The organism is Sphingosinicella humi (assembly GCF_003129465.1).
Lineage (GTDB): Bacteria > Pseudomonadota > Alphaproteobacteria > Sphingomonadales > Sphingomonadaceae > Allosphingosinicella > Allosphingosinicella humi.
Genome location: NZ_QFFF01000001.1, coordinates 131,639 through 157,038 on the forward strand (window position 1 = coordinate 131,639; position 25,400 = coordinate 157,038).

Consider the following 25,400-nt stretch of genomic DNA (forward strand, 5'->3'; position numbering starts at 1 on the left):
CCTAGCAGGCCTCCGGCTCGGGCGTCGGCTCCCGCCGCACTGGCGGCCGGGCCTTCTCCAGCGCCTCGACGAAGGCGTGGCGCCAGGCGACGACATCCTCCTGGCGGACGACTTCCACCATCGCCTTCCAGCGGCGGATGCGTTCTTCCTTCGGCATGCGGATCGCCCTCATGATGGCGTCGGCGATCTCGTCCTTGCTGTACGGGTTGACGAGCAGCGCGTCCTTCAGCTGCAGCGCGGCGCCGGCGAAGCGCGAGAGGATGAGCACGCCCGGGTCCTCCGGGTCCTGCGCCGCCACATATTCCTTGGCGACGAGGTTCATGCCGTCCCGCAACGGCGTGATCAGCGCGATCTCGGCGGCGCGGTAGAAGCCCGCCAGCTCCTCGCGCCGATAGCCCTGGTTGACGTAGCGGACCGGCACCCAGTCGACGTCGGCGAACTCGCCGTTGATGCGGCCCGACAGCTCGTCGAGATGTTCTCGGATCACTTCGTAGGTCGCGACTTCGCCCCGGGAGGGGGGCGCGATCTGGAGAAGGAAGAGCTTGCGCTGATATCTGGGATGCTTCTCCAGGAAGCGGCGGTAGCCGAGGAAGCGCTCCTCCAGCCCTTTGGAGTAATCGAGCCGGTCCACGCCGATGATGGTCCGCCGCCCAGCCGCGCTGGTACGGAGGCGCTCGAAGGATTCCCGCGCCGCGTCGCTCTCCAGCGCCTCGGTGAACTCCTTGAAGTCGACCCCGATCGGATAGGCGGCGGCGTGGACGGAACGGTCGCCGACATGGATGACGCCGTCCGGATCGACGGTGCCGCCCAGCTCGCGCTCGACATAGTGGCAGAAAGATTCGAGCCACTCCTCGGTCTGGAAGCCGATCACGTCATAGGCAAGCATCGTGCGCACCAGCTTCTCGTGATAGGGCAGCGACACCATCAGCCGCGACGGCGGCCAGGGGATGTGGAGGAAGAAGCCCATCCGGTTCTTGAGGCCCCGCTCGCGCAGCTGCTGGCCGAGCGGGATCAGATGATAATCGTGCACCCAGATGAGGTCGTCCGGCTCGATCAGCGGCGTCACCGTCTCGGCGAAGCGCTCGTTGACCCGCTCGTAGCCGCTGCCGAAGCTGCGGTCATATTCGGCCAGGTCGATGCGATAGTGAAAGAGGGGCCACAAGGTCCGGTTGGCGTAGCCGTTATAATATTCCTCGACGTCCTGCTCTTCGAGATCGATCGTCGCGGTGGTGACACCGTGGGCCCGCTGCATGTCGATATGGCCGGTGAACTTGTCCGTCTTCCTGCCGGACCAGCCGAACCAGAGGCCGCGATATTCGCGGAGCGCCGCGGCCAGCGCCACCGCCAGCCCTCCCTGTGCGCCGGAACCGTCCTCGGTCTTGGGTGGCGATACCCGGTTGGAAATGACGATGAGGCGGCTCATCTAACAGCGCTCCAGGGCTTGGACAGAAGTCCGGCACAGTTGATCAATCCTACAAGCGAATATGTCTGCGGATAGTTGCCCCAAAGCTCGCCGGTGGCGAAATCGCTGTCCTCCGACAAAAGCCCCGCGGGCGTCAGGCGCTCGAGCGTGCTCGTGTAGAGCTCGCGTGCCTCCTGCTCCCGGCCGACGAGGTGAAGCGCCTCGATCAGCCAGAAGGTGCAGAAGTTGAACGCGGTCTCGGGCAGGCCGAAATCGTCCTCGGCCGCGTAACGCAGCATGTGCTCGCCGCGCCTCAGCCCCTGCTCGACCGCGTTGAACGTGCTGACGAATCGCGGGTCGTCCGGCGCCAGGAAGCGCATGTCGATGAGTTGGAGGAGGCTCGCATCGAGATCGTCGCCGCCGAAGCTGGCGGCGAAGCGTCCCTCGCCTTCATGCCAGGCGCTTTTCTCGATGCGCTTCCGGATCGCCTCGGCCCGCTCGCGCCAGAGCACGGCACGATCGCTGAGGCCCAGCACGCTCGCCGCATTGGCGAGCCGGTCGCAGCCCGCCCAGGACATGACCGAGCTGTAGGTGTGGACGGAAGTGCGGGTGCGGAATTCCCAAAGGCCCGCATCGGGCTGGTCGTGCATCGTCCAGGCCCGCTCGCCGACCTTTTCCAGCGCGGCAAAATCGTCGTTGGTGGCCTTGCGGAACAGCCGCTCGTCGAAGAAGGCCTGGGCGTTCGACAGGATGATCTGGCCGTAGGCGTCGTGCTGGACCTGGGTGTAGGCCGCGTTGCCCACCCTCACGGGCCCCATGCCGCGATAGCCGGCCAGCCCCTCGGCTTCATATTCGTCCAGTTTCGGCTCGCCGGATACGGCATAGAGCGGCTGGATGTGGCCGCCCTTCGATTCATCGACGATGTTGCGCAGATAGCTCAGGTAATTTTCGAGCACGTCGAGCGCGCCGAGGCGGTTGAGCGCCTGGACGGTGTAATAGGCGTCCCTGATCCAGCAATAGCGATAGTCCCAGTTGCGACCGCTGTTCGGCGCCTCCGGGATCGAGGTGGTGAGCGCCGCGACGATCGCGCCGGTTTCCTCATACATGCAAAGCTTGAGCGTGATCGCCGCGCGGATCACGACCCGCTGCCATTCGAGCGGGATAGCGAGGCCGCGCACCCAGGATCGCCATTCGTCCGCCGTCTGGTGCAGCATCTGCGCCAGCGTGTGGCCGACATTGCCGACGAACGGCTCGTCGGGGCCCAGGAAGAAATGGAGCGACTTCTCGGCCCGGAAGGCGCGACCTTCGAGCAGGTGGGCGACCGGCGCGTCGGTCGTCAGCCGGAGCGGCTGCGGCTTCAGCAAATATCGGATATGATTGGTGCCGCTCGTGCGCGCTGCGTCCTTGCCGCCCCAGTTGGTGGAGGGATTGAGCGACACCCGTATCCGCGGCGCGCCGGAGACAGGCCGGACGATGCGGACGAAGGCGACCGGCCGATACATGCGCCCCGAACGCTGGAAGCGCGGGCAAAAGTCGAAAATCTCCACGGCGGCGCCGTCGGAGTCGGTGAGGCGGGTCACCAGGATCGGCGTGTTGCGGAGATACCATTGCTCCGCCTTCGCCTGGTTCTCGACCGTAATGCGCCATTCCCCGCGCGGCATTGCGCGTTCGTCCTTCGGATCGAGCAGCGAACAGAAGAGCGGATCGCCATCGACGCGCGGCTGGCACCCCCAGACGAAGCCTGCCGCCTCGTCGATGAGAGCGCTCACCTGGCAATTGCCGATCGGCCAGAGGGAAAGGTTGCTCACCGCTGCAGCTCCCCCGCCGCCGCTTCGAGCCAGGCCGCAACCGCGGCGACATCGTCGAGGCGGAAGCGCGCGGCGGACGGCCGCGAGGGCCCGACGAGGATACCCGCCCCTCCCATCTCGGCCGCCACTTCAAAAGCTCGTTCGTCCGTCACATCGTCTCCCAGGAAGACAGGACGCGCGCCGGTGAATTCCGGTTCCGTCATGAAGGCGCGAACGGCATCGCCCTTGTCGGCGCCGTCCGCACGCAGCTCCGCGACCATCTTGCCTTTCTGGACGATAAGCCCGGTGCGAGCGGCGAGATCCGCCATGAATGCGCCGGCCCGAGCCGCCTCCGCCGGCGCCCGGCGGAAATGGAGCGCGACACCGAGCGGCTTGTGTTCCGCCAGCAGCCCTTCGGCCGTCGCCGCGAACCGATCGACTTCCTGCCGGGCGACGTCCAGGCCGGTCGGCGCCGATAGCGGCAACTCGGTGCCGTCGCGCAGCTTCAACTCCAGCCCGTGCGATCCGGACATGGCGATCGCCGAGCAATCGAGATGTCGCTCGAGATCGGCGATGGCGCGGCCGCTGACGATCGCGACCCGTCCGTCCAGCGTCTCCGACAGTCGTCGCAACAGCGGCCTAAGGCCAGGTGGGACGGTGATCGCCTCGGGGGTCTCGGCGAGATCGACCAGGGTGCCGTCGAAATCGAGGAACAGCGCCGCATCGGCGAGCAGCGAGACGGGAGGAACGCGGTCTGGGACGGCCATGCGTCCCGTTGGCAAGCTATCGATCAAATCTCAAGGCACCTAGTCGATCGTCTCGCCCGCGCTCGCCCCCCAGATATGTTCGGTGCGGATATAACCCTCCCGACCGCCGACCTTGAATCGGCACCAGCCGCCGCCGTCGCAATCGGAGAGTCGCCCGACCACGCCCGGCTCCGCCAGGAACCGCACCCGGGCGTCCTCGGACGGGCCCTGACGCAGCGGCCGGGCCTCGTCACCCGTCACGATGGCGGTGCGCGCGCTGCTCAGAAGGTTGACCAGCATCCAGCCGGTGGTCCCCTCCGGATCCTCGATCTTGCGCCATTGGCGATAGACCTCGACCACCTTGATCGGCAGGTCGGCGCGTTGATAGAGCCAGGTGGCGGGATAGGTGCGGGCGGGTCCGGTGCGCATCATCGCCTTGCCGGCGGAGATGGACGCCCAATAGGGGGTCTTGCGCTCGTCCTGCGCCTGGGCCGCGAAGGGCAAGGCCATAGACGCCATCACCATCGCCGCCGCCACCCACTTACGCATGTCCCCTATTGCCTCCCTGATCGCTACCCCACCTTCCGGCTGCTACGACTGATCGAGCTCAGTCGCCGGTCTGAATACGTTCAACCAATTGCTTCACTGTCGGCACGAAGCCGTTGGAATAAAAGGGATCGTTCTTGAAGCGGAACGCCGCGTGGCCGGCGAACATCAGATTCTGGTCGACGGGTCCGCCATGGGCGATGTCCTGCAGCGTCTTCTGGATGCAGAAGCTGCGCGGGTCGGCGAGACGGCCGGTCGAGTTCTTCTCATTGTCCGCCCAGCTCGAGAAGGCGCACTGGCTGAGGCAACCCATGCAGTCCGCCTGATCCTTGCGGATCATCGTCTTTTCCTCGGGCGTGACGAAGACCAGCGTCTCGTCGGGCGTCTTCAGCGCCTCGGTATAGCCCTGCGCATACCATTCGCGCGCGTGAAGCAGGTCGCCGCGCGTCACCCAATAATTCTTCTTCCCGGCCACGCCGACATCGAGCTGGAAGCTGTGATCGCCCAGCTCCTCCTTGGTGAAGGCGATCTGGCGGTGCGACCGCCCCTCGAGCGCGCGCAGGAAGCTGTTGCGCACGGCCGACGAATAGAAACCCGTCGGCGAGAATTTGTGGAGCAGGACATCGCCCTCCTGAAGCGTCATCAGCCGCGCCTTCCATTCGTCGGGGATCGGGCTTTCCTTGGTGAGCAGCGGCCGCGTGCCGAACTGGAAGGCGATCTGCCCGAGCTCGGGATTGTCGATCCAATGCTCCCATTCCTTCAGGTTCCAGACGCCGCCGGCCATGACGATCGGCACATGGTCCGGAATGCCGCCCTCGCGCATCGTCTCGCGAAGCGCCTTGACGCGCGGATAGGGATCCTCGGGCTTTAGCGGATCCTCGGCATTGGAGAGACCGTTATGGCCGCCCGCCAGCCAGGGATCTTCGTAGACCACCGCGGCCAGCCATTCGGCGGCCTTCGAATAGGCGCGCTTCCACAGCGCGCGGAAGGCGCGGCCCGAGCTGATGATCGGCAGATAATTGACGCCGTAGGAGGCAGCGATCTCCGAAAGCTTGTAAGGCATGCCGGCGCCGCAAGTGACGCCCGCCACCATGCCCTTGGTGCGTTCCAGCACGCCGTGGAGGACGCGCTGCGCGCCGCCCATTTCCCACAGCACATTGATGTTGATCGCACCCTTGCCGCCGGCGATGTCATAAGCGCGCTGGACCTGCGCCACCGCGCCGTCGATGGCGTAGCGGATAAGCTCTTCGTGCCGGTCGCGCCGGGTGAGGGCGTGATAGACCTGGGGAATGATCTTGCCTTCGGGATCGTAGCTGTCGGCATTGACCGCCGAAACCGTGCCGATACCGCCCGCCGCGGCCCAGGCGCCGGAGCTCGCATGGTTGGTCGCGGAAACGCCCTTCCCGCCTTCGATAAGCGGAAGCACTTCGCGACCCGCATAGCGGATCGGCTGGATACCCTTGAACATCATTCCTCCAAATCGGGGGCGCCCTGACGGCGCCAAACATGCCGGCCATGGCCCTATAGGGCTAGGTATCCGTTTTGCCCAATTTTTTCATGCCTAATGCGCCTTCAGCGCCTCGAGGTCGGCGATCGCCTCCCCGTATAGGGCGGCATATCGCTCGATCATGCGCACCTCGTCATAATCGGCGGCTGCGCGTTCGCGATTGGACCGCCCGATGCTCCTCCTAAGATCGGAACGCTGCGCCAGCGTATCAAGGGCTGCGGTGAAAGCCGCCTCATCCTCGCGATCGACAATGAGCGGTCGATTGTCCGTCGAGACCATGGCGGGGATGTCGCCGACCCCCGTCGCCACGACCGGCAGCCCGGCCGCCATCGCCTCGACGAGCGATATGGGGAACTGCTCACTGTCGGACGACAGGGCGAAAATGTCGAAAAGCCCGACATAGCGTGACGGCTGGGCAAGGAAGCCGGGAAGATGCACCCGTCCGGCCACGCCGCAGACGCGCGCCTCGGCGGCGATGCGCTCGCACTCCGGCCCTTCGCCGACGATAACGAGCCGCGCTGCCTTCTCCCGCATGGCGGCGAAGGCACGGACCAGGCGCGGCAGGTTCTTGACGGCGCGCAGACCCGCCACGGTGCCGATGACGATCTCGCCCTTACGGGGCTCTAGGCCTGGAATGGCGTCCGGAGCGGGCGAGGCGGCATAGTCTTTGACGGGAATGCCGTTGGCGATGCGGGCGATCCGCTCCGGCGGCTGCGCCCAGGCCTTCAACGCCACCCTTTCCAGCCGCTCCGAGGGTACGACGAGCTTGTGCGCCGCGGACAGGCCGAGCCGGCGGTAGAGGTTGCGGCGCCTGTTCAGCCGCTCCGCCTCGTCCTCGTTGAAGCCGTCCTCATGGTGGATCAGCGGCGGTCCGCCGAACAGATATTTCGCCATGACGGCATCGAACGCGCCCCAATTATAGGTGAGGACGAGATCGAACGCTCTCATGTAGCGGGCGAGGCGGAACAGCCGACCGAGGCTGGGTCGACCGGCCAGAGGCGGCGCGTCTTCCGGGAAGCTCGCCCTTATGTCGCGCGAGATCGCCGCCCTCGCCGAGAACTGGCCCGGCATGCTGCTCAAGACGACATGCTCGGCCCTTTCGCCGAAAGCGTTCATCAGCCGCACCGCGCGCGCCTCCTTCCCGCCGAGCGAAAAAGTGGAATGGGCGTGAAGGACGCGGATCGTCATGGCCGTCTTATGACGCAGCGCTCCTCTTTTCCAAAGCCTCGGAGAATTTCGGATGCCGCCCCTTGCACCCTCTTTCGAACTGCGCCACGGCTCCTGGGAATTGTTACAGTTCGATGACAGCCGAGGGGGCTGCCCATGCTCGAGAAATATGGCGTGCTCGCCTATGACATTGCCGCCGACGGGGAGCCGCGCTTCCTGCTGATCACGTCGCGCGAGACCAAGCGATGGGTGATCCCGCGCGGCAATGCGGTGCCCGGGCTGCCGCCGCACCAGTCCGCCGCGCAGGAGGCCTATGAGGAAGCGGGGCTAACCGGCCTCGTCGACCCCGAGGAGATCGGCACCTACCGCTTCGACAAACGGCGGAAGGGCGGCACGACGGAGGAAGCGATCGTCCACGTCTTCCCGCTTCGCACTACCATCCAGAGTGGCCAGTGGCCCGAACGCGAGGAGCGAGACACGCGCTGGTTCACCCGCGAGGAAGCCGCGGCGGCCGTCGACGAGCCGGGCCTCAAGGCGCTGATCCGCGACTTCACTCCGCCGGCGGAAGCCGCGGCCCGCGTGCCGGTGGCCGCGCTCTCGGCGCCGCCGCCTCTGGGCAAGCGGCCTGGCTTCTTCCGTCTGTTCAAAGCGATCATGCCGAAGGAGGACAGCTTCTTCGATCTGTTCGCGCGGCACGCGGAGACGGTCGTCGGCGGCGCCGATGCGATGAGCGCCATGTTCTCGGGCGAGGCGGGCATCGAGGAATCCTGCCGCCGCATCGCCGAGTTCGAGCAGCAGGCCGACACCATCACGCGCGACGTGCTCCACGCCGTGCGGCGCAGCTTCATCACGCCGTTCGATCGCAGCGCCATCACCGGCCTCATCTCCTCCATGGACGACACGATCGACGAGATGCATCAGACCGCCAAGGCGATCAGTCGCTACGAAGTTTCGGCCTTCGAGCCCCAGATGCACGAAATGGCCGCCCTCTCGGCCCAGGCGGCGCGGCTGGTCGTGGAGGCGGTGCCCCTTCTCCGCTCGGTCGGCAAGAATGGCGGCCGTTTGGATCGCATCACCGAGAATATCGTCCATCTCGAAGGCGCCGCCGACGACCTTCACGAGGACGGGCTCAAGGCGCTGTTCAAAGCTCATGGCGAGTCGAGGCCCATGGCCTTCTTCGTCGGCCGCGAGATCTACAGCCATCTGGAGCGCGTGCTGGACGGCTTCGAGGATGTCGCAAACGAGATCCAGGGCGTCGTGATCGACCACGCCTGACGCATGGACGCCACCCTCGCCTTTCCGCTGCTCGTGGCGCTGATCGGCGTCGCCTTGCTGTTCGACTTCCTGAACGGCCTGCACGACGCCGCCAACTCGATCGCCACCGTCGTCTCCACCCGCGTGCTGAGGCCGCAGATCGCCGTCGCCTGGGCCGCCTTCTTCAACTTCATCGCCTTCCTGTTCTTCGGCCTCCATGTCGCCGAGACGGTGGGCAAGGGTATCGTCGATGCGAGCGTGATCGACGCGGCGGTGATCTTCGGCGCGCTGATGGGGGCGATCAGCTGGAACGTCATCACCTGGGTGCTCGGCATCCCCTCCAGCAGCAGCCATGCCCTCATCGGCGGACTGCTGGGAGCGGGCCTCGCCAAAGCAGGCCTGTCCGCGGTCGTCTGGGACGGCGTGATCAAGACGACGGTGGCGATATTCCTGTCGCCGACCATCGGCATGTTGGTCGCGCTAGTGCTGGTGCTGATCACCAGCTGGCTGTTCTCCCGCATCAATGCCCAGTTCGCCGACCGTACCTTCCGGCGGCTCCAGCTCATCTCCGCGGCGCTCTATTCGCTCGGCCATGGCGGCAACGACGCGCAGAAGACGATGGGCATCATCGCCGTGCTGCTCTTCTCGCAGGGCATGCTCGGCGGCGAGTTCTACGTGCCTTTCTGGGTGGTGATCACCTGCCAGGCGGCGATGGGCCTCGGCACCCTGTTCGGCGGGTGGCGCATCGTCCACACCATGGGCTCGAAGATCACGCGCCTCACGCCGCATCAGGGATTCTGCGCGGAGACGGGCGGCGCGATCATGCTCTTCTCGGCGACCTGGCTCGGCATCCCCGTTTCGACCACCCACACGATCACCGGCTGCATCGTCGGCGTCGGCGCCGCCCGCCGCGCCACCGCCGTCCGCTGGGGTGTCGCCGGCAACATCGTCATCGCCTGGGTGATCACCCTGCCGGCCGCCGCCGCGATCGGGGCGCTGGCTTATTATCTGACGGTTATCTGGGGCTGACCCGCGCCAGCAGCTTGTCGATCGCTTCCACCGCCTCCGGTTCGTCCAGAGTGGGCGCATGGCCGACGCCGGGCACGGTGACGGTCTCCATGAGGGGCATGGCGGCTTGCATCTTCGCGATGGTGGCGGGGGTGAGCAGATCCGATATCTCGCCATGGACCAGGAGCGAGGGGATGGAATCCAGGCCGGAGAAGGCGCCCCAGAGGTCGAAGCCGGTTTCGCCGCCGGGCAGCTTGAATGGCTCGGCGATGCGCATGTCATAGTCGAAGACGATGCGGCCGCCGGGGCTCAGCTTGCACAGGCGCTTGGCGAAGACGAGCCACTGGTCGATGCTCCAGTTGGGATAACGATCCTTCTGCGCTTCGCTGAAGAAGCGGGCGGCGTGGAGCCAGGTCGGCCAGCTTTGCGAGCGGCCGACATAGCCGCGGATGCGCTCCAGCCCGCGCGCATCGAGGACCGGCCCAATGTCGTTCAAGAGCGCGGCGGCTATCTGGTGGCGATGATTGCCCGCGAGCAGCATCGTAAGGAGACCGCCGAGGGAAGTGCCGAACAAGACGAAGCGCTCCAACGCCAGCTCCCTCAGCAGCGCCTCCAGGTCCTGGAGGTAGGTGAGCGGCACATAGCTCATCGGGTCCTTGGCATAGCCGCTCTCGCCCCGCCCCCTCAGCTCCACGCAGATGAGGCGCCACTCTCCGGCGAGACGCGCCGCAACCCCTTCGAAGTCGCGGGCGTTACGGGTGAGCCCCGGAATGCAGATGATCGGCGGGCGTTTTGGGTCTCCCGCATAATCGCGATAGTGAAGTCTCAGACCGTCGTTCGACCACCAATAGCCATCGGACCAAGCCGCCATGCATCGCTCCCCTGCTCGCCCCTTCCCTATCGCCCGATGATCCACCGCCCGCAACCCAGTCCTTACCGGCCGGAACGGACGATCCTTTCGCTGGGCGAAGCGTTCTACGACGAGGTGGAAGCGGCCCAGTTTCCCCGAACGATGCTCAGATTCCGCAACCAACGCTGGGCGGAGGCTGTCGGGCTAGGCCATCTCAGCGAAGAGCAATGGCTGCGGCATTTCGGGCGTTTCGAGCCCATGCCCGAAAACCTCGAACGACCGCTGGCGCTCCGCTATCACGGTCACCAGTTCCGGGTTTACAATCCGGACATCGGCGACGGCCGCGGTTTTCTGTTCGCGCAGATGCGGGACAATGCGGGCCGCCTGCTCGATCTCGGCACCAAGGGGTCGGGCCAGACGCCCTACAGCCGCTTCGGCGACGGGCGACTGACCCTGAAAGGCGGCATCCGTGAAGTGCTGGCGACCGAGATGCTGGAGGCGCTCGGCGTCGAGACCAGCAAGAGCTTATCGTTGATTGAGACGGGCGAGGCGCTGGAGCGGAATGACGAACCCTCCCCCACCCGCTCCTCCGTTCTGGTCCGCCTCCAGCACAGTCACATCCGCATCGGCACCTTCCAGCGCCTCGCCTATCTCGGCGAGGCGGAGAATATGCGGACGCTCACCGATTATTGCCTGGAGCATTATTATGGGGAGGACTTATCCCCTCGTCATTGCGAGGACCCCGGACTTGATCCGGGGGACGAAGCAATCCAGTCACCGAGCGCCGGAGAAGCTGGATTGCTTCGCTCCGCTCGCAATGACGACGGTTCAGATGCGGCAGCCCGCCTACTCGGCCATGTCGCCAAAGCGGCGGCTCGGCTCGCGGCTTCCTATATCGTTGCGGGCTTCGTCCATGGCGTGCTCAACAGCGACAATATCGCGATCACGGCCGAAAGCTTCGACTACGGCCCTTGGCGATTCACCCCCTTTTGGGACGGCACCTTCACGGCCGCCTATTTCGATCATATCGGTCTCTACGCCTTCGGACGGCAGCCCGAGGCGATCCATTGGGACGTGGTGCAGCTCGCCCGCTCGCTCACCGCCATCGCGGAGCCCGAGGTACTGACGCCGGCGCTGGAGGGCTTTTCCGCCGATTTCCAGGACGCGCTGGCGGTGGCGGTGCTGGACCGGCTGGGCGTAAGGCGGAAAGGCGTCGGGCCGGACAGCGAATTGCTCGTCGCCCTCGAGACGGCGTTGGCCCGGAAGACAGTGGAAATCGACCGCTTCTTCTTCGACTGGCGCGGCGGCAGGCGCCGCGGTCCCTCGCCTGCCGATGCCCGTTATGAAGCAGAAGACTTCGCAAAGTTATCCGACCTCATTCATTATTATGAGCCCGCGGCACGCCTCGATCATCCTTACTGGTCGGACGAGGCGCCCTGCTCGATGCATATCGACGAGGTCGAAGCGATCTGGGCACGGATCGACGAGGCCGACGATTGGTCCCTCTTCGATACAAAGATCGAAGCCGTCCGCCGCATGGGCGAGGCAATGCGGGGCCGCCCTTGACCCGATCCCGCAAACATGGTGGGGCGTCGCCAGCAGGAGAGTCCTGATCTTATGACGGAAATGCTGATTTCGACCGAGCCGGCGACGGGCGCGGAGCTCTGGAGCGGCGCCATCGGCGATGTCGACGCGGAAGTCGCCGCCGCCCGCGCCGCCTGGGCAGGCTGGGCCTCGAAGCCGCTCACCGTTCGCGTCGAGACGTTGCGCCGCTTCGCCAATGTCGTGCGCGGCAGGAAGGACCAATTCGCAGACGTCATCGCTCGCGAAACCGGCAAACCGCTCTGGGAGGCCGGCACCGAGGTCGACGCCGTCGTCAACAAGGTCGACATCTCGATCTCGGCCTATTCGGAGCGCACCGCCCAGCGCAAACAAGAAGGCGCGCTCGGCGCCCGCGTCGCCGTTCGCCACAAGCCGCACGGCGTGCTTGCGGTGCTCGGGCCGTACAACTTCCCGGCGCACCTCCCCAACGGCCACATCGTCCCGGCGCTGATCGCCGGCAACGCGGTGGTGTTCAAGCCTTCGGAGAAGACGCCCGCTGTGGGCGAGTTGCTCGTCAAGCTGTTCCATGAGGCGGGCGTGCCCGAAGGCGTGGTGCGCTGCCTCATCGGCGGCCCCGACCAGGGCCGAGCGCTCGCCGCCCATGCGGGTATCGACGGCCTCCTCTTCACCGGCTCGGCGCGCGCGGGCATGGCGCTGCACCGCCAGTTCGCCGACACCCCGCAGAAGATCCTAGCGCTGGAGCTGGGCGGCAACAACCCGCTGGTCATCTGGGACGCGCCCGACACCCATGCGGCGGCGGTGATGGCGGCACAATCCGCCTTCCTCAGCGCCGGCCAGCGGTGCACGGCGGCGCGGCGGCTGATCGTCAAGGACGGCGCGCATGAGGAGGTTCTGGATCAGCTGCGCAGGCTGGCCGAGCGCCTGATCGTAGATCACCCGCACGCGACCCCCGCGCCCTTCATGGGCCCCGTCATCGACAACGCGTCAGCGGACCAGCTTCAGGAAGCCTTCCTCGACCTGATGATGAAGGGTGGCCGGCCGCTGAAGCATTTGGATCGGCATCAGGAGGACAAGCCCTTCCTGTCGCCCGCGATCATCGACGTGACGGATGTTCAAGAGCGGGCGGACGTCGAGCTGTTCGGGCCCATATTGCAGGTCATCCGCGTGCCGGATTTCGACGCCGCACTGGCCGAGGCAAGCGCGACCCGCTTCGGCCTCGCCGCCTCGCTCGTCGGCGGCAGCCCGCAGCTCTACGATAAGTTCTGGGCCAATATCCGGGCCGGCGTCGTCAACTGGAACAAGCCGACCAACGGCGCCCCTTCCAACGCACCCTTCGGCGGCGTCGGCATCTCCGGCAACCACCGCCCCAGCGCCTATTATGCCGCGGATTATTGCGCCTATCCGGTGACGAGCTCCGAGGCCGACAATGCCCGCGCCTCGATCGGCGTCGGCCTCAGGGACCCGTACGCCGCCGCGAACGAACTGGAGGGCTAAGGATTCCGTCCGAGGGACCTTGTGCGCGGTCCTAACCCCGTACCTCGGGGAGGTAGCTTTCCTCCACATAATCCGAGAAGCGCGTGATCTTGCTCTCGAACTTGAGCTTCACCTTGCCGGTGGCGCCGTGGCGTTGCTTGGCGATGATCAACTCGGATAGGCCATAGGCCCGCTCCATGTCGCGGGCCCAGGCTTCGTGGGCCTCGAACGTCTTGGCATCGTCGCCCTCGATCGGCCGCTTGGGCTCGCGCGCGGCGACATAATATTCCTCGCGATAGACGAAGAGCACGATGTCGGCGTCCTGCTCGATCGATCCGGACTCGCGAAGGTCGGAGAGCTGGGGCCGCTTGTCCTCGCGCTGCTCGACCGCGCGGCTGAGCTGCGAGAGCGCGAGCACCGGCACGTTCAATTCCTTGGCGAGCGTCTTCAAGCCGCGGCTGATCTCGGAAATCTCCTGCACGCGGTTACCGTCACCCGCCTTGCCGGTGCCCTGCAGGAGCTGGAGATAGTCGACGACGATGAAGCCGATATTGCGCTGGCGCTTCAGGCGCCGGGCGCGGGTCCGAAGCGCGGCGATGGTGAGGCCGGGCGTGTCGTCGATATAGAGCGGCAGATTCTCCAACTCGGCGGCGGCGCGGGCGAGATTGCGGAAATCCTGCTGGCTGATCTTGCCCATGCGCAGATTTTCCGAGCTGATGCCGGATTGCTCGGAGAGGATGCGGGTCGCCAGCTGGTCCGACGACATTTCGAGGCTGAAGAAGGCGACGGCGGCACCCGCCGACTTCTCCGGCAAGATGCCGTCCTCCGTGTCGCGCACCAGGCGCTGGGCGGCGTTGAAGGCGATGTTGGTGGCGAGCGAGGTCTTGCCCATGCCGGGACGCCCGGCGAGGATCAGCAGGTCCGAATGATGGAGGCCGCCGGTCCTGGCGTTGACGCTTTCGAGGCCGGTGGTGACGCCGGAGAGGCCGCCGCCGGTGTTCAAGGCCTTCTCCGCCATCTGGACGGCAAGCTTAGTGGCTTGGGCGAAGCTCTTGACCGAGCCCTCGCCGCCGCCCTCTTCGGCAACGCGGTAGAGCGCCGCCTCGGCGCTTTCGATCTGGCCCTTGGGATCGACATCCTCGCTGGTGTCGAGCGCCTGCTCGACCATGTCGCGACCGACGCCGATCAGGGCGCGCAGCAGGGCCAGCTCGTATATCTGCTCGGCGAAATCGCGCGCGCCGATGATGGCCGCGCCGCTGCCGGTCAGCTGCGCGAGATAGGCGGGACCGCCCAGCTCCTTCATCTCCTGGTCATTCTCGAACAGCGGCCTCAGCGTCACCGGCGAGGCGATCATGTTCTTGTCGACCAGCTTCAGGATCGATTCGTAGATCCGGGCGTGCAACGGCTCAAAGAAATGATCGGGCCGAAGCTTCATCTGAATGTCTTCGGCGAGCCGGTTGTCGATCATCAAAGCGCCCAGGAGCGCCGCCTCCGCCTCCACATTCTGCGGCAATGCGGGGGCTTCGGGAGTGGATTCGACGACGGTCAGGGGATGGGCCATAAGCCCTTGTCGTCCTTTCGCTCTTCCCCCTCAAGACACATTAACTCTGTGGATGCGGTGTGGATAAGCTTTGCTGCACCCGCTAACAGGCGGGTATGGGCGACCCACGCATCATCGATATCCAACTCGACGACCGGACCATCATCCGTCGCAACGAGGATATCGAGCGCGAACGGAAAGTGGCGATCTTCGATCTGCTCGAGGAGAATCATTTCGCGCCGAGCGGCCATGAAGGCCCCTTCCAGATACTGCTCAGGGTCGAGGACAATCGGCTCGCCATCGACCTCAAGGACAAAGCAGGCGAGCCGCTCGACACGATCCGTCTCGGCCTCGCCCGTTTCCGCCGGCCGATCCGCGAATATTTCGCCATCTGCGACAGCTATTTCAAAGCGGTTCGAGCGGGCTCGGCCAACGGCATCGAGCCCATCGACATGGCCCGCCGCGCCCTCCACAACGACGCGGCCGAATTGCTGAAGGAAGCGCTCGAAGGCCGGATCGACATGGATTTCGACACGGCGCGGCGGTTGTTCACGCTGATCTGCGTGCTGCATATCAAGTGAAGGCGGCAGCTTGACTTCGCGGTCCCCTAACCGTCATTCCCGCGAAAGCGGGAATCCATGGCCACGGCAGGCGAGCTTCTGACAGGGCGGTGTCCTTGGATTCCGGATCAAGTCCGGAATGACGAATTGGGAAATCAGTGAAATACTTCCTCCCCCTCACCCTGCTTGCCCTGAGCGGCTGCGCCACGGCCGACGAGACGCCCTACAGCCCCGTCGGCCAGTTCCAATATGGCGCGATGGGGCATGACCCTTTCTGGATGGTCGCGATCGGCGACGACCAGATCGTGCTCACCATGGGCCCGCCGGGCGGCCGCGCGGACGGCGAGCTGACCAGCACCAGCTATCCCCGGGTGCTGCCGCAGGTGACGGACGGCGTCCGCCGCTGGGAGTCGGGCGAAGGAACGCAGGTCATCGCCATTGAGGCCCGCACGGCCGAGTGCACGACCGGCGGCCGGCGCTTCCCTGACCGCGTGACCGTGTCTTTGAGCGGCCGCATGCTCAAGGGCTGCGGCGGCGAGGAACTGACGGAGAGCCGCGGCTGATGGCGATCATGTCGGACAAGTGGATCCGCGAGCGCTCGCTCAAGGACGGGATGATCGAGCCTTTCGTCGACGGCCAGAAGCGGGACGGGACGATCAGCTACGGCCTCTCCTCCTACGGCTATGACGCGCGGGTATCGGACGAGTTCAAGATCTTCACCAACGTCGACAACGCCATCGTCGACCCGAAGAACTTCGCTCACAACAGCTTCGTCGATCGCAAGACCGACGTCTGCATCATCCCGCCCAACAGTTTCGTCCTCGCCCACACGGTCGAATATTTCCGGGTGCCGCGCGACGTGCTCGTCATCTGCCTCGGCAAGTCGACCTATGCCCGTTGCGGCATCATCGTGAACGTGACGCCGCTGGAACCCGGCTGGGAAGGCCATGTCACCTTGGAATTCTCCAACACGACGCCGCTTCCCGCCAAGGTCTACGCCAATGAGGGCGCCTGCCAGTTCCTGTTCCTGCAGGGCAATGAGCCGTGCGAGATCAGCTACGCCGACCGGGCGGGCAAATATATGGGCCAGCGAGGGGTGACCTTGCCGAAGCTCTAGTCGCTTAAAGGGGGGGAACATGGGACCGGTAACGCCGACGAAGATCGCGTCCTACGGTCTCTGCTTCGCCGGTCTGTTCCTGCTCCTGGCCGGCCGAACGATCGAAGCGGTGCAGGGCGGCTTCTGGGTCGGCGTGGCGCTGCTGCTGCTCGCTCTTTCCTGCTTCGTCGACTCGCTGCTTCCCGGCGGATCGGAACTCACCTCGGAACAAGTGGCGATGATCCGCCATATGGGCGTGCCCTACCGCGAAGGCGCGGAGAAGGTCGCCAGCATCATACTCGGCGTCGTGCTGCTGCTCGGCGGCCTGTATTTGATCAGCTAGGGTCGCCTTGGAAGTATTTCGCCTGTAGAAAAGCGCTCTGGACGAGAACCGTCACGCCTCCCTATGTTACGGTACCGATATGGTCAGATGGGAGACTTTGCCATGAATGCCACGAGCCTCTCTTCCTGGGCGCCCCGCGCCCTCAGTCTCCTTCGCATCGTCACCGGCCTCATCTTTGTCGAACACGGCACGCAGAAGTTCCTCGGCTTCCCCGGCGGAGACTTTGCGGGATCGGGGCTCGCGCTCGACAATATGGGCGCCTATGCGGGCATTGTTGAGCTGGTCGTCGGTGCCCTCATCGCTCTCGGCCTCTTCACCCGCCCCGCCGCCTTCATCGCGTCAGGCACCATGGCGGTGGCCTATTGGTATGCCCACGCGCCGCAAAATCCCTTTCCGGTCAACAATGGCGGCGACGCGGCGATCCTCTACTGCTTCGTCTTCCTCTATTTCGTCTTTTCGGGCGCCGGACCGTGGAGCCTGGATGCCCTGCGCGGCCATCGACAAGTGGCCGTATGATGGACGACCGAGCCAAATCATGAGACACTGTATCTCGTCGCCCGACTCGTTGGGCTCGTGGGAGAGAACTGCCATGAAACTGAACGGAATTCTTCTTTGCGGCGCGGGCGCGCTGCTCGCCGCAACTTCGGCCTCGGCCTCGGCACAGGAGCCCGCGCCGAGCGGGATCAAGGAGGCGGGCGCCATGTCACTGCCCTTGTCGGCCTATCCCGCGAAAGCCCGTAAGAAGGGCCAGGAAGGCGAGGTCGGCTATCGCGTCGACGTCAATGCCGAGGGTGAGCTCCGCAGTTGTGAAATCATCAAGAGCAGCGGCCATAGCGTGCTCGACCAGGCCACCTGCGAACTCATGATCCAGCACGTCAAGTTCACGCCGGACGTCAATGCTCAGGGACGGTCCCTCGAGTCCATCATCCAGGGCACGATCGTGTGGAAGCTGCCAGACGGCGAGGGCAATTCCGAGGGCTGAAGACGCTAGCGCTTCCGCCGCGTCGCCCGGCCCACGCGCCTGTCTCCTGACCCCGAAGGCTGACGCGCTGTCGGCCGGCGCCGGCCGCGCGTCCCGTTTGGCGCCGGGGATGCGTCAGGCAGCTCGAACCGCAGGCCGCCGCTGACGGGATTGGCTTCCGCGAGCCGCAGCCTGAGACGCTGGCCGGGCATGAAGCTGACGCCGGTATCGTCGCCGGTGAGGGTCTGGCTCGCTTCATCATAGCGGAAATAGTCGGTGCCGAGGGTTGAGACGGGGACAAGGCCGTCGCCGCCCAACCCCTCGACCGTGGCGAAGAAGCCGAACGGCTGGACGCCCGTGATGCGGCAATCGACCAGCTCGCCGACGCGCTCCGCCAGATAGGCGGCGACATAGCGGTCGATCGTCTCCCGCTCCGCCTCCATCGCGCGGCGCTCCAGCGTCGAGATGAGCTCGCCCGTCACCTCCATGGAATCGGCTTCCTGGTCGGTGAGACCGCCCTCGCCCAACCTGTAGGCCCGCGTCAGCGCGCGATGGACGACGAGGTCGGCATAGCGGCGGATCGGGCTGGTGAAATGGGCGTAGGAGCCGAGCGCCAGGCCGAAATGGCCGTGATTCTCCGGGCTGTAATAAGCCTGGGTCTGGGTGTGCAGGATCTGCTCCATGATCTGCGGCTTGAAATCGGCCTCGCCGACCCGATCGATGATGCGGTTGAAGGTCGAAGGCCGGATCACCTGGCCGAGCGCGAACTCAACCTCAAAGGTCTTGAGATAATCCTTGAGCGCGACCAGCTTCTCGCGGCTCGGCGGCTCGTGGTCGCGGTACATGACGGGTGCCTTCTTCGTCTCCAGCGCCTTGGCCGCGGCGACGTTGGCCGCGATCATATAATCCTCGATCAGCTTGTGCGCATCGAGGCGCTCGCGCGGGGCGACGGAGAGGATGCGCCCCTTCTCGTCGAGCATGACGCGGCGTTCTGGCAGGTCGAGATCGAGCGGCGCCCTCTTCTCCCGCGCGGCATAGAGCGCGCGCCAGCAGGCCCAGAGCGGCTTCAGCGCCGTCTCGATCAGGTCGGCAGGGACCGGAAGCGGCGGCACGTTGAGATCCGCCTCGGACAGGCTGCACGGGCTTGAGGAAAGCTCGCCGGGATCGTCGATCAGGGCACCCTTCTCGACTAGGTCGATGGCGGCCTGGGCATCCTCATAGGCGATGTTGGCGGCGATCCGGACCTTGGCTCGGGTGAAGCGTCCGGTCTTGATCTGGCCGTCTTTCGTGATCTGGAGGTGGCAGGCCATCGCCGCCCTGTCCTCGCCCTGCTTCAGCGAACAGATATGGGCGGACAGCGTCTCCGGCAGCATCGGCACGACGCGGTCGGGGAAATAGACGCTGTTGCCGCGCTTTCTCGCTTCCTTGTCGAGCGCCGAGCCGGGGCGGACGTAGAAGCTGACGTCGGCGATGGCGACGATCGCCTTCCAACCGCCGGCATTGGCGGGATCGTCGTCCGGCGCGGCCCAGACCGCATCGTCATGGTCGCGCGCATCGGCCGGGTCGATGGCGACGATGGGCAGATGGGTGAGGTCTTCGCGGTCCCCCAGCGGCTGCGTCGCAACCCGCTCCGCCTCCTCCAGCACGCCCTCGGGAAATTCGTGCGGGATGCCGTGCTTGTGGATGGCGATCAGGCTGAAGCTGCGCGGCGCGAAGGGATCGCCCAGGATGTCGGTGACGCGGGCGGTGAGGCGGGGTGGACGGCCGGTCTTTTCGGCGAGCACGAGGTCGCCGACCTCCGCCTTGCCCTTGTCCGAGATGGGAAGCTCGCGCCGCTCCTTCTTGTCGACGGGCCGGAGCCAGTAACCCTCGCCTTCCTTGTGGACGACACCCAGCACCAGTTCGCTGCCCTTGAGCAGCTTCTTCATCGGATGGGCGATGAAGCCGGTGCCCTTCTCCTCGGTGCGCGCGAGGATACGGTCGCCCGGACCGAGCGCGCCCTTGCGCCCCCGCTCCTGCACCCGAAGTCGCGGCTCCGGAGCATCCGCTTCCCAGCGCTCCGGCACCGCCCAGGCCTGACCGCTGTCGTCCACGTCGACGACGCGCAGCACCGTTACCTTCGGCACGCCGCCCATCTTGTGGAAGGCCCGGCCGGGGGCGCTGTCGATCAGCCCTTCGTCGCCCATGTCGCGCAGCAGCTGCTTCAGCGCGATCTTGTCATTGCCCTTGAGGCCGAAGGCTCGCGCGATCTCGCGCTTCCCTGCTGGCTGGTCGGAAGTCTCGATGAAGTCGAGGATCTGCTGACGGGTCGGGAGCCCGGGTCTGATCTTTCTTGCCATGAAACCGTCAACCCCCGTCATGCCGGACTTGATCCGGCATCCATGAACGCAAGCAGCATTCAGTCCGCCCAATCCGCGTTCATGGATCCCGGATCAAGCCCGGGATGATGATTACTGGGTCGCCGCCGGCGGCGCCCAAGGCTCGAACGCGCCGCCCGGGACGGCGGAGGCGACCGGGCTTTCATAGCCGTCCTCCGAGACAGACGAGACGCCGAACACCCAATCGTCGACGCGGATGCCCTTCAACACATGGCTGGTGGCGGTGCCGGGCACACGGAGGCTGTTTTCCCAGCTGGCGGCGTTGGTCGGCCGCCAACGAATGATATAGGCGGCAGCACCCGGGGCGGGCTGCCAGCTGACGGTGGTATCCGGCTTCACCGCGCCCTCGACTTCGGACGCCGGCGGCATCGGCGCGCGGGCAAGAGCGGCGAGCGCGGCGACGTTCAGCTTCGTCACCTTCGCGAGATAGGGGAAATCCATCTCATCGATCGTGTCGCCATATTTGATGCCCTTCTCGGTCCTCAGATCCTGATGCTGATGCTCATAATCCTCGACCGCCACCGTGAAACGCACGGCCGGAAAGCCGATCTCCTGGAAAGCGATATGGTCACCGCCCCGGCCGAAGCGGTCGGTCCGCCAGATCTGCCGAACGTCGAGGCCGAGGCCGAGATCGTCGGCCAGTCCCTCGACGAAGCGCGAGATATTGCGCGACGGCGAGTCGTTGAAGCCGCCCCGGCTGCGCTGGGCGGCGATCAGTTCCTTGGTCCAGTCGCCGCGCACCCCTTCCGAGAGAACGCGGACATGACTGTCGTCGCAGTAGCCGTCGGAGCCGCAGCTGTTGCCGATGATGTCATTGTTGAGCACCGCTTCGACCTGCCAGCCTTGCGCCTTGGCATAGTCGGCGAGGACCTTGCCGCCGAGCAGACCCTGTTCCTCGCCCATCAGCGCCGCATAGACGATCGTCGCAGGGAACTTGTGCTTCGAGAGCACCCGTGCCGCTTCGATCACGGCGGCAGTGCCGGAGCCGTCGTCATTGGCACCGGGCGCATCGGCGGTAGAGTCCATCACGTCGGTGACGCGGCTGTCGATATGGCCCTGGATGATGATAACGCGATTGGGTTCGACGGTGCCGCGCTGTACGGCGACGACGTCGGTTATCTTGGTCGGATTGGGCACGCGCCGACCTGTGACGGTGTCGGAAGGAGTCACGATCGTGAGACAGCCGCCGCACGCTTTGGAATAGCGATCGAACTCATCCTCGGCCCAGCGCAGCGCCGCCCCGATGCCGCGCTTCGGATCGGTCTGGGACGACAGCGTGTGGCGCGTGCCGAAGCTCACCAGCTTCTCGACCGTGCCGCGGAGTTGCTGCTCCGATACATCGTCTGCGATCTCTTGGGGGGTGGCGGCAATGGCAGCGACAGGAAGTATCGCGGCGGCGAGCAGAAGCGCAAATTTTGTCATGGACATCATTCATGGACCGGTGCGGACCTGCTTGGCAAGGGAACCGCCCTCCGACGCTAGTCGAACCCTCAGGGCGCTTCGTCGAAGCTTCTGGCAAGTCCACTCAGGTCCTGAATAACCCCGTCTTCATTCATCTGAATCACGGGGGCGCAATCATGACCAAGCTTCAAATCAAAGGAACGACGATGCTGCTGCTCGGCCTGAGCCTGGCGTCCCAGGCTATTCCGGCACGCGCCCAGCCGGGTTCGACGGGGTCGACCGCCGAACCCCGTGAGGAACGGGACGGGCAGCGCGATTTCGATTGGGAGATCGGCACCTGGAAGACCGAGCTCAAACGGCGTCTGCGTCCCTTGACGGGCTCCAACGAGTGGGTCGAATATCAGGGAACCTCCCGCGTGCGGGAAATCTGGGACGGTCGCGCCAACCTGGTGGAACTCGACGTGCAAGGGCCGGCAGGACGCATCGAGGGGCTGTCGCTACGGTTGTACAATCCAGAGTCCCGCCAATGGAGCCTTAACTTCGCCAACAGCGCCGGCGGCACAATGACACCGCCCACGATCGGCGAGTTTGAAGACGGCCGAGGCGAGTTTTTCGCGCAGGAGACGCTGAACGGCCGGGCAATCCTCGTTCGATTCGTCATCTCCGACATCACGCCGACATCGGTCCGTTTTGAGCAGGCATTCTCGAATGACGGCGGAAAAACCTGGGAAACGAACTGGATCGCCACGGACACGCGAGTGAACGATTCCATCGACTGAACGGGCGGCGCTGGTCGAACGGGGCGGTGCATTTGTCGAAGGATGCAGGCGTCGGAACCGCTCTAGCGCCAGCGTAGCACCTGAAAAGCGGAGAGCTCCCAGAACCATGATCTTGCAATCGCTGCTGCTGGCCGCGGCGTTGACGGCACCCCAACCTGCCACGCCGCAAGCCGTCGTAGACGGCCTGATCGAAGCGGACCGGGCTTTTTCCGCCGCGGCAGCGGACACGGACCCCGCCTCAGGTCTCACCGCCATGATGGACCAGGGCGCGACCATGCCGGTGCCGGGCAAGGGGATCGTCGAGGGTCGCGACGCCGTGAGCGCCGCGCTTCGGTCCAGTTCATTCGCCAAGGGCGACAGGATCAGCTGGACGCCGGTGCGCGGCGGTATTTCGGCGGACGGCACCCACGGTTTCACCTTCGGCTATATGACGCTCAAAGGCGGGGATCCGCGCGTGACGGCGCAGAAATATCTGTCCTACTGGATCAAGCGTCCGGAAGGCTGGCGCGTGGCGGTCTTCAAGCAGATGCCGCGCCCCGCCGGCGAGGTATCGTTCGATCTGCTCCCGCCATCCCTTCCCGCGAGCTTGACGCCCCCGATCGTCGACCCCGCCGTCCTCACCACCCACCGGCGCAGCCTCGCCGATGTCGAGCAACAATTCTCGGATGAGGCGCAGCAAATCGGCCTCAAGGCCGCCTTCCGCAAATATGGCCGCCCGGATGCCATGAACATGTATGAGGGCGCCGCCTTCACCATCGGCCTCGACGCCATCACGGCCAGCTTTCCGGATGACACGACCAGCCCGCTCTATTGGTCGGCGGAAAAGACGCTGGTCGCGTCGAGCGGCGACCTCGGCGTCAATATCGGCACCATCCACCGGAAGGCGCCGGAAGCAGGCAAGCCCGCTTCGATGCCTTTCTTCACCATCTGGCGTCGCGACAGCCCCGGCGATCCCTGGCGCTACGTCGCCGAATAGGAATCAGGCGGCGACCACCGTCTGCTCGATGGTGCCGAAGATGGCGTGACCGTGTTCGTCCTCCATCCAGATGCGGACGGTGTCGCCATGCTTGAGGAACGGCGTGACGGCCTGGCCATCGAGGATGGTTTCGACGGTGCGTACCTCGGCGAGGCAGGAATAGCCGCGCCCGCCGCGGGCGATCGGCTTCCCGGGGCCACCATCGGCGTCGCGGTTGGAGACGGTGCCGGAGCCGATGATCGAGCCGGCGCCGATGTTGCGGGTCTTGGCGAGGTGCGCGACGAGGGTGCCGAAATCGAAGGTCATGTCCTCGCCGGCGTCGGCGCGGCCGAAAGGCTCACCGTTGAGGTCGACATTGAGCGCGCCGAGGAGCTTGCCGTCCTGCCAGCGTTCACCAAGCTCGTCGGGCGTGACGAAGACGGGGGAGAGCGCGGAGGCCGGCTTGGACTGGAGGAAGCCGAAACCCTTGGCGAGCTCGGCGGGGATGAGGTTGCGTAAAGACACGTCGTTGACGAGGCCAACGAGACGAATGTGGTTCAGCGCCTCGTCCCGAGAGACGCCGCGGGGCACGTCGCCGGTGACGACGACCACCTCGGCCTCGAGGTCGCAGCCCCAGGCTTCGTCGGCGAGCGGGATCGGATCGCGCGCGCCGAGGAACTCGTCGGAGCCGCCCTGATACATGAGCGGATCGGTCCAGAAGCTTTCGGGAAGCTCCGCCCCCCTCGCCTGCCGCACCAGCTTCACATGGTTCACATAGGCCGAGCCGTCCGCCCACTGATAGGCGCGGGGCAAGGGCGCGGCGGCCTCCCGCTCGTGGAAGCGCATCATCGGTATCGCCTCGTGCGCGAGATCGGTTGCGAGCAGCTCGAGTTGCGGCGCCACGTCAACCCAGTCGTCGAGCGCGGCCTGCAGCGTCGGCGCGATATGAGTCGCATCCGCGCACCAGGCGAGATCGTGGCTCACCACGACGAGGCGGCCGTCGCGGCCCGATTTCAGCGATGCGAGTTTCATTGACGCTTACCCTCTCCTGTCACGCCGGCACCCTCCCGTGTCACCCCGGGCTTGACCCGGGGTCCATGAACATTGGCGGTGCCTGATCCGCCTCTTCGGTGTTCGTGGATGCCGGATCAAGTCCGGCATGACGTTTCTCGTTGACGATTACGTACCGAGCAACCGTGCCTGCCGGACACCGGCGAGTTCCGTCAGCCAGGCGACGAAGGCGTCTACGCGAGGGAGCTGACGCGTGTCGGCGTGGGTGACGAGCCAGAAGGAACGAGTCACCGATATATCGTCGAGCACGCGCGTAAGCGCGCCGTCCGCGTCGCCGATGAAGCAGGGCAGGACGGCGATCCCCGCGCCCGATGCGACAAGGCGATACTGGGCGTTGATGCTGGTGCTGCGGATGCGCGGCTCGAGCGCTGGCGCGATCTCGGTAAGATAGCGCAGCTCCGGAGCGTAGAGCAGGTCGGGGACGTAGCCGATGAGCGGGTGCCCACGGAGCGCCTCGACATTCGGAACTGGGCCCCGCGCTTCGAGATAGGAGCGCGCGGCATAGAGGCGCAGGCGATAGTCGGTGAGCTTGCGCGTGAAGAGCGGCCCCTTGCGCGGGCGGGCGAGCAGGATGGCGACATCCGCTTCCCGGCGCGAGGGATTGAGGAAGCCGCTGCTGGCGACGAGGTCGATCCGAAGGCGCGGATGGGCGGCCGCGAATCCGGAGAGATGGTGGGCGACGAACCAAGTTCCAAACCCTTCCGACACGCTGACACGAATGGCGCCGGCGAGATGCTCGCCCGCCTCGGGACTGGCCTCGATGGCGCGGACCTCGCGCTCCATCGCCTCGGCCTTCACCAGGAGAAGCTCGCCTGCCTCGGTCGGAGTCTGACCTTCCTGGGTCTGTTCGAACAAGGTCTGCCCCAGCGCCTTTTCCAGCCTGCGCACGCGCCGCCCGACGGTGGTCGCATCCACGCCCAAGGCTGCAGCCGCGCGGCTGAGCTGGCCGGCGCGGGAGACGGCGAGGAAATAGCGCAGATCGTCCCAGTGCATCGTACCTGCATTAATGCAGG

The 25,400-nt window shown here is 65.7% G+C and carries 24 protein-coding genes; 12 read left to right on the forward strand and 12 right to left on the reverse strand.

The window, feature by feature from the left end:
- Window position 1: 1 nt before the first annotated feature.
- The 6 genes from otsA to DF286_RS00705 all read right to left on the reverse strand — a co-directional run bounded on the left by otsA (window position 2) and on the right by DF286_RS00705 (window position 7,176).
- Window positions 2–1,423: an alpha,alpha-trehalose-phosphate synthase (UDP-forming) gene (gene otsA, locus DF286_RS00680; RefSeq protein ID WP_109269687.1), complete on the reverse strand. Its 1,422-nt coding sequence runs from the start codon at window positions 1,421–1,423 to the stop codon at window positions 2–4.
- A complete protein-coding gene (locus DF286_RS00685; RefSeq protein ID WP_109269688.1) occupies window positions 1,420–3,210 on the reverse strand; it encodes a glycoside hydrolase family 15 protein in 1,791 nt (596 codons plus the stop codon). Before DF286_RS00685 ends, otsA begins: the two co-directional genes overlap by 4 nt.
- Window positions 3,207–3,956, reverse strand: coding sequence for a trehalose-phosphatase (otsB, locus tag DF286_RS00690; RefSeq protein ID WP_109269689.1), 750 nt, complete (start codon window positions 3,954–3,956; stop codon window positions 3,207–3,209). Before otsB ends, DF286_RS00685 begins: the two co-directional genes overlap by 4 nt.
- Window positions 3,957–3,995: 39 nt before the next feature.
- Window positions 3,996–4,484, reverse strand: coding sequence for an SH3 domain-containing protein (locus DF286_RS00695; RefSeq protein ID WP_109269690.1), 489 nt, complete (start codon window positions 4,482–4,484; stop codon window positions 3,996–3,998).
- 58 nt (window positions 4,485–4,542) lie between these two features.
- On the reverse strand, window positions 4,543–5,949 hold the full coding sequence (locus DF286_RS00700; RefSeq protein ID WP_109269691.1) for an NAD(P)H-dependent flavin oxidoreductase: 1,407 nt from the start codon (window positions 5,947–5,949) through the stop codon (window positions 4,543–4,545).
- Between the two features lie 93 nt (window positions 5,950–6,042).
- Window positions 6,043–7,176, reverse strand: a complete 1,134-nt coding sequence (locus DF286_RS00705) for a glycosyltransferase family 4 protein (protein WP_109269692.1) — start codon at window positions 7,174–7,176, stop codon at window positions 6,043–6,045.
- 135 nt (window positions 7,177–7,311) lie between these two features.
- Between DF286_RS00705 and DF286_RS00710 the strand changes: the two genes are divergently transcribed.
- Window positions 7,312–8,430 (forward strand): DUF47 family protein, encoded by a 1,119-nt coding sequence (locus tag DF286_RS00710; protein ID WP_109269693.1) that lies wholly within the window; start codon window positions 7,312–7,314, stop codon window positions 8,428–8,430.
- Between the two features lie 3 nt (window positions 8,431–8,433).
- A complete protein-coding gene (locus DF286_RS00715) occupies window positions 8,434–9,438 on the forward strand; it encodes an inorganic phosphate transporter (protein WP_109269694.1) in 1,005 nt (334 codons plus the stop codon).
- On the opposite strand, the gene DF286_RS00720 is transcribed toward DF286_RS00715, so the two are convergent.
- On the reverse strand, window positions 9,425–10,288 hold the full coding sequence (locus DF286_RS00720; protein ID WP_109269695.1) for an alpha/beta fold hydrolase: 864 nt from the start codon (window positions 10,286–10,288) through the stop codon (window positions 9,425–9,427). The two genes, DF286_RS00715 and DF286_RS00720, sit on opposite strands and share 14 nt — an antisense overlap.
- Window positions 10,289–10,324: 36 nt before the next feature.
- Between DF286_RS00720 and DF286_RS00725 the strand changes: the two genes are divergently transcribed.
- Both DF286_RS00725 and astD read left to right on the forward strand, forming a co-directional pair.
- A complete protein-coding gene (locus tag DF286_RS00725; protein ID WP_109269696.1) occupies window positions 10,325–11,833 on the forward strand; it encodes a protein adenylyltransferase SelO family protein in 1,509 nt (502 codons plus the stop codon).
- 51 nt (window positions 11,834–11,884) lie between these two features.
- Window positions 11,885–13,324 (forward strand): succinylglutamate-semialdehyde dehydrogenase, encoded by a 1,440-nt coding sequence (astD, locus tag DF286_RS00730; protein WP_109269697.1) that lies wholly within the window; start codon window positions 11,885–11,887, stop codon window positions 13,322–13,324.
- Between the two features lie 31 nt (window positions 13,325–13,355).
- Here astD and DF286_RS00735 read toward each other — a convergent pair whose 3' ends face one another.
- On the reverse strand, window positions 13,356–14,864 hold the full coding sequence (locus DF286_RS00735) for a replicative DNA helicase (RefSeq protein ID WP_109269698.1): 1,509 nt from the start codon (window positions 14,862–14,864) through the stop codon (window positions 13,356–13,358).
- Between the two features lie 95 nt (window positions 14,865–14,959).
- Here DF286_RS00735 and DF286_RS00740 point away from each other — a divergent pair, with 95 nt between their 5' ends.
- The 6 genes from DF286_RS00740 to DF286_RS00765 all read left to right on the forward strand — a co-directional run bounded on the left by DF286_RS00740 (window position 14,960) and on the right by DF286_RS00765 (window position 17,824).
- Window positions 14,960–15,424, forward strand: a complete 465-nt coding sequence (locus tag DF286_RS00740; protein ID WP_109269699.1) for a UPF0262 family protein — start codon at window positions 14,960–14,962, stop codon at window positions 15,422–15,424.
- 137 nt (window positions 15,425–15,561) lie between these two features.
- The gene (locus DF286_RS00745) at window positions 15,562–15,966 is read left to right on the forward strand and encodes a hypothetical protein (protein WP_109269700.1); all 405 of its coding nucleotides are present in this window, start codon (window positions 15,562–15,564) and stop codon (window positions 15,964–15,966) included.
- Window positions 15,966–16,520, forward strand: a complete 555-nt coding sequence (gene dcd / locus DF286_RS00750; RefSeq protein ID WP_109269701.1) for a dCTP deaminase — start codon at window positions 15,966–15,968, stop codon at window positions 16,518–16,520. The genes DF286_RS00745 and dcd overlap by 1 nt, the downstream gene beginning before the upstream one ends.
- 19 nt (window positions 16,521–16,539) lie before the next feature.
- Window positions 16,540–16,842 (forward strand): hypothetical protein, encoded by a 303-nt coding sequence (locus DF286_RS00755; RefSeq protein ID WP_109269702.1) that lies wholly within the window; start codon window positions 16,540–16,542, stop codon window positions 16,840–16,842.
- Window positions 16,843–16,944: 102 nt separating this feature from the next.
- Entirely contained in the window at window positions 16,945–17,358 is a 414-nt protein-coding gene (locus tag DF286_RS00760; RefSeq protein WP_109269703.1) for a DoxX family protein, read from the forward strand.
- A gap of 73 nt (window positions 17,359–17,431) precedes the next feature.
- Window positions 17,432–17,824, forward strand: a complete 393-nt coding sequence (locus tag DF286_RS00765; RefSeq protein ID WP_158274580.1) for an energy transducer TonB — start codon at window positions 17,432–17,434, stop codon at window positions 17,822–17,824.
- A 5-nt stretch (window positions 17,825–17,829) separates the two neighbouring features.
- Here the strand turns inward: DF286_RS00765 and DF286_RS00770 are convergent, their stop codons facing one another.
- A complete protein-coding gene (locus tag DF286_RS00770; protein ID WP_109271902.1) occupies window positions 17,830–20,142 on the reverse strand; it encodes a ribonuclease R family protein in 2,313 nt (770 codons plus the stop codon).
- A 111-nt stretch (window positions 20,143–20,253) separates the two neighbouring features.
- On the reverse strand, window positions 20,254–21,603 hold the full coding sequence (locus tag DF286_RS00775; RefSeq protein WP_109269705.1) for a M28 family metallopeptidase: 1,350 nt from the start codon (window positions 21,601–21,603) through the stop codon (window positions 20,254–20,256).
- A gap of 155 nt (window positions 21,604–21,758) precedes the next feature.
- Here DF286_RS00775 and DF286_RS00780 point away from each other — a divergent pair, with 155 nt between their 5' ends.
- Window positions 21,759–22,361, forward strand: a complete 603-nt coding sequence (locus DF286_RS00780; protein WP_109269706.1) for a hypothetical protein — start codon at window positions 21,759–21,761, stop codon at window positions 22,359–22,361.
- 106 nt (window positions 22,362–22,467) lie between these two features.
- Window positions 22,468–23,337, forward strand: coding sequence for a DUF4440 domain-containing protein (locus DF286_RS00785; RefSeq protein ID WP_109269707.1), 870 nt, complete (start codon window positions 22,468–22,470; stop codon window positions 23,335–23,337).
- Window positions 23,338–23,340: 3 nt separating this feature from the next.
- Here DF286_RS00785 and DF286_RS00790 read toward each other — a convergent pair whose 3' ends face one another.
- Window positions 23,341–24,348 (reverse strand): fumarylacetoacetate hydrolase family protein, encoded by a 1,008-nt coding sequence (locus tag DF286_RS00790; RefSeq protein ID WP_109269708.1) that lies wholly within the window; start codon window positions 24,346–24,348, stop codon window positions 23,341–23,343.
- Between the two features lie 147 nt (window positions 24,349–24,495).
- On the reverse strand, window positions 24,496–25,380 hold the full coding sequence (locus tag DF286_RS00795) for a LysR family transcriptional regulator (protein WP_109269709.1): 885 nt from the start codon (window positions 25,378–25,380) through the stop codon (window positions 24,496–24,498).
- Between the last annotated feature and the right edge of the window lie 20 nt (window positions 25,381–25,400).

What these genes read in the sequence shown, in the direction of transcription:
- dcd (WP_109269701.1), top strand. Translation starts at nt 15,966, where the DNA reads ATGGCGATCATGTCGGACAAGTGGATCCGCGAGCGCTCGCTCAAGGAC.
- DF286_RS00710 (WP_109269693.1), top strand. Translation starts at nt 7,312, where the DNA reads ATGCTCGAGAAATATGGCGTGCTCGCCTATGACATTGCCGCCGACGGG.
- DF286_RS00695 (WP_109269690.1), bottom strand. Translation starts at nt 4,484, where the DNA reads ATGCGTAAGTGGGTGGCGGCGGCGATGGTGATGGCGTCTATGGCCTTG.
- astD (WP_109269697.1), top strand. Translation starts at nt 11,885, where the DNA reads ATGACGGAAATGCTGATTTCGACCGAGCCGGCGACGGGCGCGGAGCTC.
- DF286_RS00795 (WP_109269709.1), bottom strand. Translation starts at nt 25,380, where the DNA reads ATGCACTGGGACGATCTGCGCTATTTCCTCGCCGTCTCCCGCGCCGGC.
- DF286_RS00705 (WP_109269692.1), bottom strand. Translation starts at nt 7,176, where the DNA reads ATGACGATCCGCGTCCTTCACGCCCATTCCACTTTTTCGCTCGGCGGG.
- DF286_RS00775 (WP_109269705.1), bottom strand. Translation starts at nt 21,603, where the DNA reads ATGACAAAATTTGCGCTTCTGCTCGCCGCCGCGATACTTCCTGTCGCT.
- DF286_RS00765 (WP_158274580.1), top strand. Translation starts at nt 17,432, where the DNA reads ATGAAACTGAACGGAATTCTTCTTTGCGGCGCGGGCGCGCTGCTCGCC.
- otsA (WP_109269687.1), bottom strand. Translation starts at nt 1,423, where the DNA reads ATGAGCCGCCTCATCGTCATTTCCAACCGGGTATCGCCACCCAAGACC.
- DF286_RS00780 (WP_109269706.1), top strand. Translation starts at nt 21,759, where the DNA reads ATGACCAAGCTTCAAATCAAAGGAACGACGATGCTGCTGCTCGGCCTG.
- DF286_RS00770 (WP_109271902.1), bottom strand. Translation starts at nt 20,142, where the DNA reads ATGGCAAGAAAGATCAGACCCGGGCTCCCGACCCGTCAGCAGATCCTC.
- DF286_RS00785 (WP_109269707.1), top strand. Translation starts at nt 22,468, where the DNA reads ATGATCTTGCAATCGCTGCTGCTGGCCGCGGCGTTGACGGCACCCCAA.
- DF286_RS00725 (WP_109269696.1), top strand. Translation starts at nt 10,325, where the DNA reads ATGATCCACCGCCCGCAACCCAGTCCTTACCGGCCGGAACGGACGATC.
- DF286_RS00720 (WP_109269695.1), bottom strand. Translation starts at nt 10,288, where the DNA reads ATGGCGGCTTGGTCCGATGGCTATTGGTGGTCGAACGACGGTCTGAGA.
- DF286_RS00700 (WP_109269691.1), bottom strand. Translation starts at nt 5,949, where the DNA reads ATGTTCAAGGGTATCCAGCCGATCCGCTATGCGGGTCGCGAAGTGCTT.
- DF286_RS00755 (WP_109269702.1), top strand. Translation starts at nt 16,540, where the DNA reads ATGGGACCGGTAACGCCGACGAAGATCGCGTCCTACGGTCTCTGCTTC.
- DF286_RS00715 (WP_109269694.1), top strand. Translation starts at nt 8,434, where the DNA reads ATGGACGCCACCCTCGCCTTTCCGCTGCTCGTGGCGCTGATCGGCGTC.
- DF286_RS00790 (WP_109269708.1), bottom strand. Translation starts at nt 24,348, where the DNA reads ATGAAACTCGCATCGCTGAAATCGGGCCGCGACGGCCGCCTCGTCGTG.
- DF286_RS00760 (WP_109269703.1), top strand. Translation starts at nt 16,945, where the DNA reads ATGAATGCCACGAGCCTCTCTTCCTGGGCGCCCCGCGCCCTCAGTCTC.
- DF286_RS00735 (WP_109269698.1), bottom strand. Translation starts at nt 14,864, where the DNA reads ATGGCCCATCCCCTGACCGTCGTCGAATCCACTCCCGAAGCCCCCGCA.
- DF286_RS00740 (WP_109269699.1), top strand. Translation starts at nt 14,960, where the DNA reads ATGGGCGACCCACGCATCATCGATATCCAACTCGACGACCGGACCATC.
- otsB (WP_109269689.1), bottom strand. Translation starts at nt 3,956, where the DNA reads ATGGCCGTCCCAGACCGCGTTCCTCCCGTCTCGCTGCTCGCCGATGCG.